Origin of the sequence: Micropruina sp. (assembly GCF_027492755.1) — a bacterium.
In the GTDB taxonomy this organism is placed as follows: domain Bacteria; phylum Actinomycetota; class Actinomycetes; order Propionibacteriales; family Propionibacteriaceae; genus Micropruina.
Window position 1 is genome coordinate 1 of sequence record NZ_JAPUED010000233.1, and the last position, 16,688, is coordinate 16,688.

Here is a 16,688-nt window from a genome sequence, read left to right on the forward strand (position 1 = left end):
GTCGAGCTTGTCGAGACCCCTTCCGGGCGCCGTTGGTCGAGCTTGTCGAGACCTCTTTCGGACATCGTTGGTCGAGCTTGTCGAGACCTCGGCATATGACGGATCCGACCAGCTCAGTCCCTGGTGATCGAGACTCCGTCGTCCGGGCTCCGACCCGGGATCTCGGCACACTGCAACGGTTTCGCGTTCAGAACCTCACGCCCACCAGCAACGCACTGTGGGGATCCCAACACGGGCCAGATGCCCATCGAGGGTCTCGACAGGCTCGACCAGCGGTGGCTCAGCCCTGGGTTGAGAAGGAACTCGGCCGGTGTGCTCAGCCCTGGGGCTTGAGTAGCGGGAACAGGATCGTTTCGCGGATGCCGGCGCCGGTGAACAGCATGATGGTGCGGTCGATGCCGAGGCCCATGCCACCCATCGGGGGGGCGCCGAACTCCAGGGCGCGCAGGAAGTCCTCGTCCAGCTGCATGGCCTCGGGATCGCCGGCGGCGGCCTTCAACGACTGCTTGACCAGGACGTCCCGCTGGATCACCGGGTCGATCAGCTCGGAGAAGCCGGTGCCGCGCTCCACACCGCCGATGATCAGGTCCCAGGCCTCGACCAGGCGCGGGTCGTCGGGGTTGTTGCGGGCCAGCGGCTGGGCGATCGCCGGGTAGCCGTTGACGAAAGTGGGCTGCACCAGGGTCGGCTCGACGATCTCGCCGAACAACTCCATCACCAGCTTCTGGTCGGCCCAGGCCGGGTCGTATTCGATGCCCCGGGCGTCCGCGATGGCGCGCAACCGCTCCAGGGTGGTGTCCGGCGTGATCTCCTCACCCAACGCCTCCGACAAGGCCGGATAGACGCTCACCCAGGCCCACTCGCCGGTCAGCTGCACCTCGCCGGCCGGAGTGTGCACCGATTCGACGCCGAGTTCAGCGGCGGCGTTCACGATCAGGTCGCGGGTCATCGCCGCGATGGTGAACTGGTCGCCCCAGGACTGGTACGCCTCGAGCATGGTGAACTCGGGCGAATGCGACGAGTCGACGCCCTCGTTGCGGAAGATCCGGCCCATCTCGTAGACCCGGTCGACGCCGCCGACGATCGCCCGCTTCAGGTAGAGCTCGATCGCGATCCGCAGCGTCATCGGAATGTCGAAGGCGTTCAGGTGGGTGTGGAACGGCCGTGCCGACGCGCCGCCGTGCACCAGCTGCAGGATCGGGGTCTCGACCTCGAGGTAGCCCTGGTCGCGCAACGTCTGCCGGATCGAACTGACGATCGCGGCGCGGGTGCGCACCATGTCGCGGGCCTCCTCGCGGGCGACCAGGTCGACGTAGCGCTGCCGCACCCGGGTCTCCTCGCCGAGGTCCTTGTGCAGCGTGGGCAGCGGACGCAGCGCCTTGGACGCCAACCGCCATTCCGACGCCAGCACGGACAGCTCGCCGCGCCGCGACGAGATCACCCGGCCCTTGACGAAGACGAAATCGCCGAGATCGACGTCCGCCTTCCAGTCGGCCAGGCGCTCCTCCCCCACCTCGGCGAGCGAGATCATCACCTGCAGCCGGGTGCCCGAATCGGACGCCGTGAAGCCGTCCTGCAGGGTGGCGAAACACAGCTTGCCGGTGTTGCGGATGAACACCACCCGGCCGCCGACGCCGACCACGTCCTGGGTCTCCTCGCCGGTCGCGAGATGGCCCCACTGGGCATGCACCTCGGCCGCGGAATGCGTCCGGTCCACGCTGATCGCGTACGGGTCGTTGCCGGCCTCGATCAGCCGGGCGCGCTTCTCGCGGCGCAGGCGAAGCTGTTCGGGCAGGGCAGCGTCATCGTCGGGCGTGGTCACCGCAGGATTGTAGCGAGGATGGGCGACCGGTCAGCGCAGCAGATCACCGAGCACGGAGCCCAGCTTGGTGCCGATGCACAGGCTGGCGAAGGTGGCCATCGCCACCGAGAGGGCACCGACGTTGGCGGCGGCCAGCGCGACGAGGGCGACCGAGCCGGGGACCAGCAGCAGGAAGGCGGGCAGGAACGACACCGTGGTCGGGACGGCGACCGTGCGCTTCTCCAGGATTCGGGCCAGCAGCAGCACCACACAGGACGTCGCGCCGGTGGCCACGATGCCGCCGAGCGGCGGGGTGAGCAGCACCAGCAGTGTGTAGGTGAGCGCCATCACCACGACGATCAGCCCGGTGAGCGCCGAGCCGGCGGCGAAGGCGAGTCCGACGCCGATGCCCAGCACCACGATGCCCACCCAGGACACCCACAGCGGCGGCAGCGCACCCCAGCCGGTGGCGTCCGTCGCCAGCCGCGGCACATCGCCGACCAGCGCGGCCGAGCCGGCGTCCAGGTGCAGCCCGGTCAGGACGGCGCCGGCAGCGATCCCGGCCGCCATGAATGCCAGCACGACAAGGCCGTACACCAGTCGCGCCGAGCCGGTGAGAATGTCGGTGGCGGTCAGCTCCAGCAGTCCGTTGGTGATCAGCGCCCCCGGCACCAGCACGGCGATCGGCGCACAGACCGCGAGCAGCGGTACTGAGCCGAGTTCGAGTCGGGTGGCCGCCAACCCCAACAGTGCGGTGGAGAGCAGGCTGGCGAGAAAAGGTGCCAGCGCGGTGGCGCCGCGCACCCGCTGCAGCAGCACGATCAACAACCCCACCAGGCCACCGATCGCCAGGCTGATCAGGATCGCCCACCACGGGCAGCGGAACAGCACCGCCAGCCCGCCGGCGGACAGCACGCTGCCGAACGCCCACCGAGCCACCGGATGACCGGCGATCTCGGAGCGGATCTCCTCCATCCGGGCGTCGGCCTGGGACAGCGGTGTGATCCCGGTCCGCAGCTCGCGGACCAGCCGGCCCACCCGTCCGGACTGGCGGAACGACAACTCGCTCTCGGCTCGCGGCATGAGCATCGCGGCGCCGGTGGTGCGCCGGGTGACAATCACCAGGTCGGGCAGCACACCGATGCTGATGTCCTGCGGCAGTTCGGCTGCGCGGATGTCGTCCAACGTGTCCCGCACGTCGGTCACCGAGGTGCCGGCGTCCAGCAGCAGGGCGCCGAGCCGTCCGAGCACCAACGCCTCGTCCCCACCCGCGGACTCAGTTGCGCCCGGCATCGGAGACGAGAGTGCTGCCATGGAGTCAGTGAACCCTCTCGATGCTTACCGAAGCACGCGGACGCGCGGGACCTCGGTCGAACGCGGTCCGGGATGACGATGGAGGCGACGTGGTGATCAAGAGAACCGTCCCCACGGTCACCGGGGACGGTTCATTCGGTCACCGGGGACGGTTCCTACGGTCATTTGGGGTCTCGGCGGGCTCGACCAACGGCTGTTGAGCGGCTGTCGGACGCGGCTTCCACATGGACCTCGGCGCGATGGTCGGACGTCCGGGTGAACTGCCAGTGGACGGTCGGGTCGAGCGCGTCCAGCAGAGTCCGGTCGTGGGTGACGATCAGCAGGGTGCCGGTGTATTCGTCCAGGGCTTCCTGCAGCTGGTCGATGGCGGCGGCATCCAGGTGGTTGGTGGGTTCGTCGAGGACGACGACATTGACCGCCCGGCCCTGCAACAGCGCCAACGAAGCCCGGGTGCGTTCCCCCAGCGACAGGCTGGCGCAGGGCCGCGCGACATGTTCGGCACCAAGGCCGAACTTCGCCAGCAGGGTGCGGACGGCGCCGGCGTCGGTCTCGCCGAGGGCCGCGGCGACGGCGTCCAGCAGGGCACGCTCGCCGGAGATCTCGTCGCGGGCCTGGCCGAGCGTGCCCAGCACCACCCGGGTGCCCCAGCTCACCCGGCCGGCCACGACCGCACGGTGACCGAGGACCGCCTCGAGCAGCGTGGTCTTGCCCGAGCCGTTGTCACCGAGCAGCGCGATCCGCTCGCCGCGGACCACCTGGGCGCTGACCGGTCCGACGGTGAACTCACCGGTGCGGGCCACCACCCGGTCGAGGGTGAGCACCACCTCCGACGACGGCGCAGCCTCGGTGATCGAGTAGCGCAGCTGCCATTCCTTGCGTGGCTGCTCCACCTCGTCCAGGCGTTCGACGGCGTCCCGGACGCGAGCCGCGCGCTGATCCATCCGACGCGCCCGGTCCTCCCGGTACTTCTTCTCCAGCTTCATGCCGGGCCCCAGCTTGGCCGCCTTGGCACGTCCGGCCCGGGCCCATTCGGTCTTGCGGCGGGCCTGTTCGACGAGCGCGTCGCGGGTGTCGGTGTAGCTGTCATAGGCGGCTTCGGCCTGCTCACGCGCCCGTTGCTTGGCCGCGCGGTAGTCGCTCCAGCCGCCGGTGTAGTGGTTGACCTGCTGCTGGGTCTCGTCCAGCTCCAGCACCGAGGTGGCCACGGCGTCCAGGAACCCCCGATCGTGGGACGCGATCAGCACCGGTGCCCGCAGCGTCCGGACGAACTCGGTCAACGCCTCCAGGCCACGGGCGTCCAGGTTGTTCGTCGGCTCATCGAGCAGCAGCAGGTCGTAGCGGCTGACCAGGATGGACGCCAGTCCGGCCCGAGCAGCCTGGCCGCCGGACAGGCTGCCGAGTGGACGATCGAGGTCGGCGTCCAGGTCAAGACCGGCGAGCACCTCGGCCAAACGGGTATCCAGGTCGGCACCGCCCAATGCCAGCCAGGTGGCCAGGGCATGGTCGTAGCGTTCGGCGGGGTCCGGAGATTCCGGCGTGCGCCGGGATGACGCAGGGTGAGGGTCGGCCAACGCGGCCGCCGCGGACTCGAAGGCGTCCTGGGCCGGCCCCACCCCGGTACGTCGCCGGGCGTAGTCGAGGATCGTCTCGTCCGGCGCGGGCGGCTCCTGGGGCAGGTAGCCCAGGGTGGCGTCCGGCGGAGCGAACCGGATCGTGCCGGCGTCCGGGGCATGCAGGCCGGCGACGATCCGCAGCAGCGTGGTCTTGCCGGCACCGTTGGGGCCGACCAGCGCGGTGACGTCGCCGGGCGTCAGCCGCAGTTGCAGTCCGGAGAACAACGGACGCGCCCCGAACGATGCGGAGACGCCGGAAAGGAAGAGTGAAGCGGACATGAAGAACCTCGATCGCTGGGAGTAGAGCAGGGCGAGAGGTTCAGTTCCACATGCGTCCCAGGGTGCCAAAGACAGCTCCGCTGGGCAACCGGACGGGTCGGCGCCCGACCGGCATGGCCAGAAGGCTCTGACTTTTAACCCAAGAATTGCTTGTATTGTGGGTCATATGATCAATGATCTCTTAGGTTAGGAGAGCAGTCATGATCGGTTCCCGCCGGACCGAACGCGATGCCGTGGAACTCGGGCGCCATCTGGCGACCTGGCGCAAGCTGCTCGGCTACACGGCGGCCCAGGTGGCCGAACGGGCCGGCATCTCGGCGCCGACGCTCACCAAGATCGAGCACGGCGACCCCGGCGTCCGGCTCGGTTCGCTGCTGTCGGTGGCCCGCGTGCTCGGGCAGACCGAGAAGCTGCTCACCTCCCTCGACCCCTACGAGTCAGATCTCGGACGCGCCAGCGCCGATCGGATCCTGCCCAAGCGGGTACGGCGATGAGCCTCCATCGTTTCGAGGTACACATCGAACTGGGCGGCACCACCGTGCCGCTGGGCTCGGCCGAGGTCGAGGACCGTCGCGGCCGCACGGTCCGGTCGGAGTTCCGCTATGCCCCCGAGTATCTGGCGCTGCCGCGCCGGCCCGCACTCGACCTCGCGACCGGCCTGGGCGCGGCACGGTACGTCACGTCCGAGGTCCCCCGCGGGCTGGACGACGCCGGCCCTGACGGCTGGGGCAAGCGGCTGGTCCTGCGTGCGAATCGCGGACGCACCCCCACCAGCACCGACTACCTGTTGGCTGTCGACGACCTGACTCGGATGGGCGCGCTGCGGCTACGCACCGACGCGTCCGGACCGTTCCTCTCCCCGAGCCATCAGGTGCCGAACCTGGTGCAACTCGACGATCTCGCCCGGGCCGCCCGCGCGGTGGAGACCGACACCGACGATCTGGACGCCGTGCGCAGGCTGGTCGACGCAGGCAGCGCCAGCCTCGGTGGGGCGCGCCCCAAGGCATCGGTGAGCGACGGGACGCGCCTGATGATCGCCAAATTCGCCAGCACCGACGACGAGATCGAGGTGATCGCCTGGGAGAAGCTGTGCCTCGACCTGGCTGCCAGGGCCGGGATCCAGGTTCCGCCGAGCCGGCTGATGCCGGTCGGCCGAACTCGCTGCCTGCTGCTGGATCGGTTCGACCGCACCCGGTCCGGACGCGTTCCCTACCTGTCGGGCTTCGCCCTCACCGACGCCCCCTACCCCGATTCCGGCGACTACCTCGACCTGGCCGAAGCCCTCGCCGAGATCGACGTCGACGACCTGTCGGGCACCCTCCGGCAGCTCTGGCGGCGAATAGCGTTCAGCATCGCCATGCGGAACACCGACGACCACCTCAAGAACCACGGCGTGCTGTGGAGCAACACCGGCTGGCGGCTGTCCCCCGCCTTCGACATCACACCCAACCCGATCGGCGGCGTCGACCGGGCCACTGCGATCGACGGCGAACGCATGCCGGCCCGCGAGGCGCGTGCCCTGATCGGGCTCGCCGACGAGTTCGGCATCCCGGAAGCACAGTGGCGTCCGATCGTCGCCGACGTGCTCGGCGCCACCTCCGGCTGGCCGGCACATGCGGCGGAGCTCGGCCTGCCAGAAGCCGACGTCCGCCGGTTGGAGCGAGTACTCACTGAGGCCCAGGGACGCCTGGCAGACGCCTCAGGCCTGTGACGCGACGCTTCCCACCTGCAAAGCCACCACGACATCGCCCTGGCTCGGCGTCCTTTCCATGGTTGAAACCCGGTGAATGAAGCCAGGGCAGGGCGAAGTCGCGCGTCGGCCACATCGAGCGGCGCGACCGACTTGAATGAGTGAGCACTCACTCATACACTCGTCCTTCGTGAGCAGAGCAAATCCGATGAGCCCCGATGAGCGCCGCCGGGCGCTCATCGAGGCGACCCGTCCGTTGCTGCTCGAGCACGGGCTGAACATCACCACCCGGCAGATCGCCGAATGCGCCGATGTCGCCGAAGGGACCATCTTCCGCGCCTTCGGCACCAAGCAGAGCCTGATCGAGGCCGTGGTCGAGGACTGCCTGGCGCCCGGGCCGGTGGTCGCCGCCATCGACGCGATTCCCGCCGATCTGGGGCTGGAGGACACCGTGGCCTGGATCGTCCAGATCCTGCATGCCCGCATCCAGCAGGTGCGGTCCCTGATGTCGGCGATCAGCCACACCTCACCACCACACGGCAAGCATCCCAGGCCTCCGCACCGCGACTACCACCTGGCTGTCGACGAGGCGATGACCCGAGTACTATCCCGCTTCGACGACCAGCTCACCGTCGGCACACCGACCGCCTGCTGGGCGATCTCGGCGATGGCTTTCGCAGCCGTCATGCCGTTCAATGACCATCCGGACGCCACGGAGCCACGCCAGCTCGCCCGCCTCGTCCTGCATGGCATCGCCACCGAATCCACCGAGGACACCACATGCTGATCCGCATTCTGCGCGACTACCTGCGGCCCTACTACGGGCAGCTCGCGTTCGTCGTGCTCCTCCAGTTGGCGGCCAACGCGGCCGCGCTCTATCTGCCCACGCTGAACGCCCGGATCGTCGACGACGGCATCGCCCACGGCGACATCAACCTGATCCTGAGCGTCGGCGCCGTGATGCTGGGCGTCACCGTCGTCCAGATGGCGGCCCAGATCGCCGCGGTCTGGTTCGGGGCCCGCTCGGCGATGGCGTTCGGACGCGACCTGCGGGCCGCGATCTTCGATCGCACGCTCAGCTTCTCCGCCCGTGAGGTGGCCAAGTTCGGCGCACCGAGCCTGATCACCCGCACCACCAACGACGTCCAGCAGATTCAGCAGCTGGTGATGATGACGGCGTTCATGATCGTCGCCGCGCCCATCATGATGGTCGGCGGCATCATCATGGCGCTGCGCGAAGACCCGGGGCTGAGCTGGACGATCGCCGTCGCGGTGGTGATCATGGGCGTCCTGATCGGCTCGATCGTCAGCCAGATGATGCCGCTGTTCAGCACCCAGCAGACCCGCATCGACACCATCAACCGGGTGCTGCGCGAGCAGATCTCGGGTCTGCGGGTGATCCGGGCCTTCACCGCCGAACCGCGTGAGACCGAGCGGTTCGCGGTCGCCAACGCCGAGCTCACCGACACCGCCACCCGGGTCGGACGCCGGATGATGACGCTGTTCCCGATCGTGTTCTTCGTGATGAACGTGTCCACCATCGGGGTCACCTGGTTCGGCGCTTTCCGGGTCGCCGAGGGCTACATGGAGACCGGCCAGCTACTGGCCTTCATCCAGTACCTGATGACCATCCTGATGAGCGTGATGATGGCGACGATGATGCTGATGATCGCGCCGCGTGCCGTGGTCAGCGCCCGCCGCATCGCCGAGGTGCTCGACACCGACTCCTCGGTGGTCGCGCCGGTCGAACCGATCCGGACGGTGCAGGCGCACGGCCGCGTCGAACTGCGGGACGTCGAATTCAAATACCCGGGCGCCGAGCAGCCTGTGCTGGCCGGCATCAACCTGTGGGTCAAGCCCGGCGAGACGACGGCGATCATCGGCTCGACGGGTGCCGGCAAGACCACCCTGGTCAGCCTGATCCCCCGGCTGTTCGACGTGACCGGCGGCCGGGTCGAGGTGGACGGCGTCGACGTCCGCGACCTCGATCCGGATCTGCTCTGGTCACGGATCGGTCTGGTGCCGCAGAAGCCGTACCTGTTCACCGGCACCGTCGCGTCCAACCTGCGCTACGGCAAGCCGGACGCCACCGACGACGAGCTGTGGGCGGCGCTGGAGACCGCACAGGCGGCCGACTTCGTCCGGGCCATGCCGGAACAGCTGGACGCCCCGATCGCCCAGGGCGGCACCAACGTCTCGGGTGGCCAGCGGCAACGATTGTCGATCGCCCGGGCATTGGTGAAGAAACCCGACATCTACGTCTTCGACGACTCGTTCTCGGCACTCGACGTCGTCACCGACGCCCGGCTGCGAGCCGCGCTGGACCGCGAGACCGCCGAGGCCGGCGTCCTGATCGTGGCGCAGCGGGTGTCCACCATCCGTGACGCCGAAACCATCGTGGTGCTCGAGAACGGGCGGATCGTGGGTGAGGGCAGCCACGACGAACTGCTCGCCGACTGCCCCACCTACGCCGAGATCGTCGAATCCCAGTTCAAGGCCGAGGAGGCAGCAGCATGAGCCAACAGGCAACCAACGACGCCCCCCGCAAGGCGAACGCCCGGCCCGAGCATGCCGCCCAGGCCCGCCGGGGCATGGGACACGGTCCGATGGGTGGCATGGGTGCGACCGAGAAGGCGGTGACCTTCGGCGCATCGTCCAAGCGGCTGCTCGGCATGATGCGGCCCGAACGCAACCTGATCACCTTCGTCGTGGTCATCTCGGCGCTGGCCACCCTGGGCAACGCGCTCGGGCCGGTCATCCTGGCTCGCGGCACCGACCTGATCTTCAACGGCGCACTGGGTGGCGGGATCGACTTCTCCGCCCTGGGCACGGTGATCCTCGAAGCCCTCGCGGTATACGTGGTGTCCGGGCTGGTGTTGTGGTGGGCCAGCTTCTTGATCAACGACATCGTGCAGCGCACCGTGTACCGGATGCGGGAGCAGGTGGCGACCAAACTGCACCGGCTGCCGATCACCTACTTCGACCGGCAGCCCCGCGGCGAGCTGCTCAGCCGGGTGACCAACGACATCGACAACATCGCCCAGTCGTTGCAGCAGACCCTGGCGCAGATGCTGACCAACATCTTCACCGTGCTCGGTGTGCTGGCGATCATGCTGTGGCTGTCGCCGCCGCTGGCGCTGGTGGTGCTGATCTCGGTGCCGTTGACCGCCCTGGTCACCGCGCAGGTGATGAAGCGGTCGCAGCGCCGGTTCGTCGATATGTGGCGCTCCACCGGTGAATTGAACGGGCACGTCGAAGAGGCGTTCACCGGGCATTCGCTGGTCAAGGTGTTCGGCCGGCAGCGTGAGGTGGCCGCCGTTTTCGCCGCGAAGAACGACGAGATGTACGAGTCGTCGTTCAAGGCCCAGTTCATCAGCGGCATCATCATGCCCTGCGTGTTCTTCATCGGGAACCTCAGCTATGTCGCGATCGCGGTGATCGGCGGCATCTGGGTGGCGGCCGGCACCATGACGCTGGGCGCCGTCCAGGCGTTCATCCAGTACTCCCGGATGTTCACCCAGCCGATCACCCAGCTGGCCTCGATGACCAACCTGCTGCAGTCGGGGGTGGCTTCGGCCGAGCGGGTGTTCGAGGTGCTGGACGCCACCGAGCAGACCGTGGACGCCCCCGCGCACCTGCCCGAACCGCTGCAGGGCCGGGTGGAGTTCGAGCACGTCGCGTTCTCCTACGATCCGGAGAAACCCCTGATCAGCGACCTGTCGCTGGTCGCCGAGCCCGGCTCGACGGTGGCGATCGTCGGCCCGACCGGGGCGGGCAAGACCACCCTGGTGAACCTGCTGATGCGGTTCTACGACGTGGACGCCGGCCGGATCACCATCGACGGCGTCGACATCGCCGCGGTGCCACGACGGGAGCTGCGATCGAACATCGGCATGGTGTTGCAGGATGCCTGGCTGTTCGGCGGCACCATCCGGGACAACATCGCCTACGGGCGTCCGGATGCCACCGAGGAAGAGATCCTGGCCGCCGCCGAGGCGACCTACGTGGACCGGTTCGTACACTCGCTGCCGGACGGCTACGACACGGTGATCGACGACGAGGGCTCGAACGTGTCGGCCGGCGAGAAGCAGCTGATCACCATCGCCCGGGCGTTCCTGTCCGATCCGGCGATCCTGATCCTGGACGAGGCAACCTCGTCGGTGGACACCCGCACCGAGCTGTTGGTGCAGCACGCCATGCAGGCGCTGCGCGGCGGCCGGACGTCGTTCGTGATCGCGCACCGGCTCTCCACGATCCGCGACGCGGACACCATCCTGGTGATGGAGGACGGCGCCATCGTCGAGCAGGGTTCGCATGACGCGCTGTTGGAGCACCACGGCGCCTACCAGCGCCTGTACCGCTCCCAGTTCACCGGCGGCCTGGAGGACGAGGAAGAGGCGGCGTAGCGGGTCTGTCCCGGTACGCGGGGACGGTTCTTTTCGTTCCACTTCCGGTACGCGGGGACGGTTCTTTTCGTTCCATTTCTCAGCCTGCCGCGGTCCGCCGGGGACGGTTCTTTTCGGTCCACCGTGGCGGGTTGTACGGCGGAGACGGCTCGAGACCGCTCTTCTTGCCGTCCGCATCCGACCCGTACGGGTGGAACGAAAAGAACCGTCCCCTCGTTCCACCCGCGGTACGAAAAGAACCGTCCCCTCGTTCCATCGGCGGCCCGCGATGCCCCGGCGACTTGGCCAGCGATCTCGACATCGCTCGCATCGGCCTGAGTAGCGCGCGCCCGGCTGGATAAGGTCGGCGGGTGATCAGGGTGGTGGGTGCGGCGATCGTCCGGCATGGGTGCGTGCTGGCCGCCCGGCGCAGTTACCCTGCTACCGAAGCCGGACGGTGGGAGTTTCCTGGCGGCAAGGTCGATCCCGGCGAGACTCCGGAGGATGCTCTGGCTAGGGAGATTGGCGAGGAACTGGTTTGCGTCGTCCGGGTGGAGTCGTGGCTGACCGGTGCGGTCCGGGGCAGCGACCGCGGTCGCGAGCTGGAGCTGCGGGTGGCGCTCTGCACGCTGACCGAGGGTGAGCCGTCCGGCACCGAACATGACGCGCTGCGCTGGCTGGCCCCCGAGGAACTGGACGACGTCGACTGGCTGGAACCCGACCGTCCGTTCCTGACCGAGCTGCGCGACGTGCTGCTGGACGGCGAAAGACTGCCGGGCGGCAACGTCGGCGGTGCCGTCCGGATCGGGGCGACGGTGCGGCGTCCGGCCGGGCCGTGGACGCCCGCCGTCCATGCCCTGCTCGGCCACCTCGCCGCGACCGGGCTGCCGGCCGTCCCGCGGGTGCACGGCATCGACGCGCGCGGCCGGGAGGCGCTCGACTATCTGCCCGGTGAGGTGATCGACGTGAACGCCGACGTGCTCACCGACGCCCGGCTGGCAGCTCTCGGCCGGTGGCTACGCGCGCTGCACACGGCGGCGTCCGACTTCAACCACCCCGGTCCGTGGCGGTTCTTCGGGGTGGACGCGCCGACGCTGATCACCCACAACGACGTCGCCCCGTACAACGTCGCCTTCGACGGCGATGAGGTGGCCGGGGTGTTCGACTGGGACCTGGCCGGGCCGTCCGAGCCGGTCTGCGACCTGGGTCACACCGCCTGGACGGCTGTCCCGCTCTTCCGCCCGATCCCCGACGACGAGGCCGCTCGCCGGCTGCGGATCTTCGCCGACGGCTACGGCACCGAGCCGCTCACCGTGCTGGACGCCGTCCGCCCCCGCGTGCAGCTGGCCATCGACGGCATCCGCGAGGCCGTCCGGCGTGGTGACGAGGGGATGCGGAACCTGGCCGCGCAGGGTGAGCCGGGGCGCACCGAGCGGGCGCTGTCCGGCTTTCTGGCTCGCCGGGACGGCATCGCCGGCTGCCTGCGGTGACCGTGGCGCATAGGGGCCGGCGAGGATGCGCGCCGAGGTGACAATGACGACCAGGTCGGGGAGGTCGTCGAGCGGCACCTTCTCGACATGCTCGTCGAGCAGGCGACCCGTCCTCGGAGTGGAGGTAGCCGGACGGCGTGGCCAAGCCCAATGGGCGGGAACAGGCTGTGCTTCACCGCCTGGAAGAACGGACTGGTCGCCTCGGTGAGGGTCGGCGAGCGGGCCGGCAGGATCATCGTGACGCGCATGCCCCCCGATCACACCGGGACGGTGTCGGGTGCGGCGTCCGTGCGGCGAACCTTTGCCGTCCGCCCGCACGCCTCGGATTCCGCATCCGACCGGCCGCGGTCGAGTTCGCCAACCACCCTCAGCGCTCGCCTGACTATTTAGGGCTCGCCGAGTTCGGCGAGCCCCAAATGGTCAGGCGAGCGATGGAGAGTCAGGCCGCCGGAGCGACCAGCTCGAGGGTGCGGACGGCGGCCGGCCGATCGACCGCGGACGACACCAGGATCAGCTCGTCGGCATCGGCATGGACGGCGAACCGGCGCAGCCAGTCCCGCACCTGCGGGCCGGTACCTGCCCCGGTGTAACGCAGCATGTGGTCGACCTGCGCACCTCCGGGGCCTTCCAGCAGCAGTTCGACGTCGTCATCGGTGAGCGTCCGGCCACGCCCCAGGAAGGTCTTGATCCGGGCACGTCGGGTCAGCTCGAACAGCCGCCGCGCCTCGTCCTCGGTGTCGGCGGCGATCACGCCCGCGCCCGCGATCACGTACGGCTCGGCCAGCTGTTGCGAGGGCTGGAAGTCGCGCCGGTAGGTGGCCACCGCAGCCTCCAGGGCATCGGGGGCGAAGTGGGACGCGAATGCGTACGGCAAGCCGAGCGCGGCGGCCAACTGAGCGCCGAACATCGACGAGCCGAGGATGAACAGCGGCACCTTCGTGCCTGCGCCCGGGGTTGCGGCGACTCCGGCGATGATCGATTCGCTCAGGAAGCCCTGCAACTCCTGGACGTCGGACGGGAAGGTGTCCGCGGCACCCGGCGTGCGGCGCAGCGCGCGGACGGTGGTCTGGTCGGTGCCGGGCGCCCGGCCCAACCCGAGGTCGATGCGATCGGGATGCAGTTCGGCCAGCGTGCCGAACTGCTCGGCGATCACCAGCGGCGCATGGTTGGGCAGCATCACCCCGCCGGCACCCAGCCGGATCGTCGAGGTGTGCGCCGCGACGTGGGCGATCAGCACGGCGGTGGCCGACGACGCGATCGTCGGCATGTTGTGGTGCTCGGCGTACCAGACCCGGCGATAGCCCCAGCGCTCGGCGTTCTGCGCCAGGGACACCGTGGCGGCCAGGCCGTCCGCGACGGACTCGCCCGGCAACACCTGAGCCAGGTCGAGGATGGAGAGTGGAACATCGTTCGGTTGCGTCGCGTCGGTCACGACCGGAGTAACGGTGACCGGCCCTGGGAACATTCCCTACCGCTCTGCAAAGCGCCAGTGCCGCGCCATCGCGCCCTACCGCTCTGCAAGGCGTCAGAGGCGCGCCATCGCGTCAGTCGGCGGTCTCGGCCAGCGGTGAGCAGGGGTCTCGGCCAGCTCCACCGGCGAAGAAGCGCAGCGAGGTACCGGGCAGTTGTTCTGAAATCGACCCCAGAGACGGCGTCGCAGCGACGTGTACTGAGCCGTGGGCAGCGCGCCGGCGCCTCCACTCCGGGGTCGATTTCAGACTGATCGCCAGTAGGGTTTGCGCCATGGCGGCGATCGATCTCAATGCCGATCTGGGCGAATCGTTCGGCGGGTGGCGGCTCGGCGACGACGACACGATGCTCGAGATCGTGACCAGCGCCAATGTGGCGTGCGGGTTCCATGCCGGCGATCCACTCACCCTGGAACGCACCTGCGCGCTGGCAGCGAGCCGCGGCGTCCGGATCGGCGCCCAGGTCTCCTACCGCGATCTGGCCGGCTTCGGACGTCGCTTCCTGGACTGTTCCGAGGCCGAGCTGCGGGCCGATGTGCTCTATCAGCTGGGCGCATTGCAGGCCATGTGCGTCGCCGCGGGCACCTCGCTGGCCTACCTGAAGCCGCACGGCGCCCTGTACAACACGGTGGTTCGTCACGAGGTCCATGCCCGCGCCGTGGTGAGTGCCGTTATCTCCTTCGACCCCGGCCTGCCGATCCTCGGGCTGCCCGGCGGCGTGCTGCTCGAGCAGGCCCACGCAGCCGGCCTGCGCACGGTGACCGAGGCGTTTGTCGATCGTGGCTACACCCCCGAGGGCACGCTGGTGCCGCGCGGCCAGCCGGGCGATCTGATCGACGATCCGGACGTCGCCGCAGCCCGGGTGATCCGACTGGTCAGCGACAAAGTAGTCACAGCCGTGGACGGCACCGAGGTGCCGATGTCGGCCGAATCCCTGTGCACCCACGGCGATTCGCCGGGCGCCGTGGCCATGGCACGGCACGTTCGGCGGGCGCTGGAGACCGCCGGCGTCGAGGTGCGGGCCTTCACCTGATGGACGGCCGGCTGCTGCCCTGCGGTGAACGCGCGCTGCTGATCGAGGTTGACAGCCTGGACGCCGTCCTGGCACTGAGAACGGCGCTGGCATCGGTGGCCGGTCACGGCGCATTCACTCCAGTTCGTGATGTGGTGCCGGCCGCCACCACCGTGCTGCTCAGCGTCGACGACCCGGACGCCCTGGCTGGTGTTCGTGACGCGGCAGCAGCGCTGCTTCCCGGACTGGATATCGCCACCGGCCCGACTGACCCGGACGAGGCGGTCGAGATCAGTGTCCGCTATGACGGTGAGGATCTGGCCGAGGTCGCCCGAATCACCGGACTGACGCCGGCGGAGGTGATAGCCGCGCACACCGGCCGTGATTGGACGGTCGCCTTCGGTGGGTTCGCGCCTGGCTTCGCCTATCTGGTCGGCGGCGATGAACGGCTGCAGGTGCCGCGGCGTGCCGTGCCGCGCACCCGGGTGCCGCCCGGCGCCGTCGGCCTGGCGGGCCCGTTCAGCGGCATCTACCCGCGCGCCTCCCCCGGCGGCTGGCAGCTGATCGGCAGCACCGAGGTCACGCTGTGGGACGCCGAGCGCACCCCGCCCGCGCTGCTGCAACCGGGCGGCCGGGTACGGTTCCGCGCCGTCGACGAGAAGCGCCCCGAGAGGGGTCTCGACAAGCTCGACCACCAGGTGGCCGGCCCCGACCGGCGGAGTGCGTTGACTGTGCTCACCACCGGGCCGCTCGCGCTGTTCGTCGACGAGGGACGGCCGGGTTATGCGGCGGTGGGTGTGTCGCCGTCCGGGGCTGCCGACCGGACGGCGTATCGGCTCGCCAACCGGCTGGTCGGCAACCCCTCGGGCGCGGCAGCCCTGGAGATCACCCTGGGCGGGCTGGCGCTGCGCGCGGCGTCCAGTTGCCTGGTGGCAGTCACCGGCGCCGACTGCGCGGCCACCGTCGACGGACGTCCGGTCACCCACGCCGGACCCGTCTATCTCAGGCCGGGGCAGACGCTGCGATTGGGCGTCCCCTCCGCTGGGCTGCGCAGCTATCTCGCGGTCGCCGGCGGTTTCGAGGTGCCGCTGATCCTGGGTTCGGCAAGCAGCGACACGTTGTCCGGCCTCGGACCGCCGCGGCTGGACCCGGGTGACCGGCTGGCGGTCGGCGCGGCGCTCACCCCGCTGCTGAGCGTCGACAGCGTGCCCCGCGCACAGCTCCCCGAGACCGAGCGACGGCTCGACGTGCTTCCCGGCCCGCGATCCGACTGGCTGGCCGATGCCGCGGAACTGTTCGGACGGCGCTGGCGGCTCTCCGAGCACAGCGATCGGGTTGGCGTCCGCGTGTGGGGCGAGCCGCTGCGACGGCGTCTCGAGCTGGCCGGACGCGAACTGCCCAGCGAGCCGATGGTGCGGGGCAGCATCCAGGTGCCGCCCGACGGCCGGCCGGTGATCTTCGGAGCCGACCATCCGGTCACCGGCGGCTATCCCGTCGTCGGCGTGCTGACCGAAACCGCGAATGACGCCCTGGCCCAGGCCCGGCCGGGCGACTGGATCCGCTTCCGGCGCGTGGAGCAGCATCTCGGGTGAGTGCTGGACGACCTCGGCGGCAGCACCCGGCAGACGAAACGAG

Annotated in this window: 12 protein-coding genes; 8 read left to right on the top strand and 4 right to left on the bottom strand. The window is 69.6% G+C overall.

The window, feature by feature from the left end:
• Positions 1–316 precede the first annotated feature (316 nt).
• From lysS to Q0066_RS15940, 3 genes are all read right to left on the bottom strand, one after another.
• Entirely contained in the window at positions 317–1,822 is a 1,506-nt protein-coding gene (gene lysS / locus Q0066_RS15930; RefSeq protein WP_298134776.1) for a lysine--tRNA ligase, read from the bottom strand.
• A gap of 30 nt (positions 1,823–1,852) precedes the next feature.
• Complete coding sequence (locus tag Q0066_RS15935; protein ID WP_298134778.1) at positions 1,853–3,094, bottom strand: threonine/serine exporter family protein; 1,242 nt, start codon at positions 3,092–3,094, stop codon at positions 1,853–1,855.
• Between the two features lie 182 nt (positions 3,095–3,276).
• Positions 3,277–5,007 carry an ABC-F family ATP-binding cassette domain-containing protein gene (locus Q0066_RS15940; protein WP_298134780.1) on the bottom strand — a complete coding sequence of 577 codons (1,731 nt, stop codon included), beginning with the start codon at positions 5,005–5,007 and terminating at the stop codon, positions 3,277–3,279.
• A gap of 200 nt (positions 5,008–5,207) precedes the next feature.
• On the opposite strand from Q0066_RS15940, the gene Q0066_RS15945 reads away from it, so the two are divergent.
• From Q0066_RS15945 to Q0066_RS15970, 6 genes are all read left to right on the top strand, one after another.
• Positions 5,208–5,501 (top strand): helix-turn-helix transcriptional regulator, encoded by a 294-nt coding sequence (locus Q0066_RS15945; RefSeq protein ID WP_298134782.1) that lies wholly within the window; start codon positions 5,208–5,210, stop codon positions 5,499–5,501.
• Positions 5,498–6,718: a type II toxin-antitoxin system HipA family toxin gene (locus Q0066_RS15950; RefSeq protein ID WP_298134784.1), complete on the top strand. Its 1,221-nt coding sequence runs from the start codon at positions 5,498–5,500 to the stop codon at positions 6,716–6,718. Before Q0066_RS15945 ends, Q0066_RS15950 begins: the two co-directional genes overlap by 4 nt.
• Before the next feature lie 169 nt (positions 6,719–6,887).
• Complete coding sequence (locus Q0066_RS15955; RefSeq protein ID WP_298134786.1) at positions 6,888–7,484, top strand: TetR/AcrR family transcriptional regulator; 597 nt, start codon at positions 6,888–6,890, stop codon at positions 7,482–7,484.
• A complete protein-coding gene (locus Q0066_RS15960; protein WP_298134787.1) occupies positions 7,478–9,214 on the top strand; it encodes an ABC transporter ATP-binding protein in 1,737 nt (578 codons plus the stop codon). The genes Q0066_RS15955 and Q0066_RS15960 overlap by 7 nt, the downstream gene beginning before the upstream one ends.
• The gene (locus Q0066_RS15965; RefSeq protein WP_298134789.1) at positions 9,211–11,103 is read left to right on the top strand and encodes an ABC transporter ATP-binding protein; all 1,893 of its coding nucleotides are present in this window, start codon (positions 9,211–9,213) and stop codon (positions 11,101–11,103) included. Before Q0066_RS15960 ends, Q0066_RS15965 begins: the two co-directional genes overlap by 4 nt.
• Before the next feature lie 350 nt (positions 11,104–11,453).
• On the top strand, positions 11,454–12,572 hold the full coding sequence (locus Q0066_RS15970) for an NUDIX domain-containing protein (protein WP_298134791.1): 1,119 nt from the start codon (positions 11,454–11,456) through the stop codon (positions 12,570–12,572).
• 439 nt (positions 12,573–13,011) lie between these two features.
• Here Q0066_RS15970 and Q0066_RS15975 read toward each other — a convergent pair whose 3' ends face one another.
• Positions 13,012–14,004 carry an LLM class flavin-dependent oxidoreductase gene (locus tag Q0066_RS15975; protein WP_298134793.1) on the bottom strand — a complete coding sequence of 331 codons (993 nt, stop codon included), beginning with the start codon at positions 14,002–14,004 and terminating at the stop codon, positions 13,012–13,014.
• A 311-nt stretch (positions 14,005–14,315) separates the two neighbouring features.
• Here Q0066_RS15975 and Q0066_RS15980 point away from each other — a divergent pair, with 311 nt between their 5' ends.
• Positions 14,316–15,074, top strand: a complete 759-nt coding sequence (locus Q0066_RS15980; protein ID WP_298134795.1) for a 5-oxoprolinase subunit PxpA — start codon at positions 14,316–14,318, stop codon at positions 15,072–15,074.
• Positions 15,074–16,645 (top strand): urea amidolyase family protein, encoded by a 1,572-nt coding sequence (locus Q0066_RS15985; RefSeq protein WP_298134796.1) that lies wholly within the window; start codon positions 15,074–15,076, stop codon positions 16,643–16,645. The genes Q0066_RS15980 and Q0066_RS15985 overlap by 1 nt, the downstream gene beginning before the upstream one ends.
• Positions 16,646–16,688 lie beyond the last annotated feature (43 nt).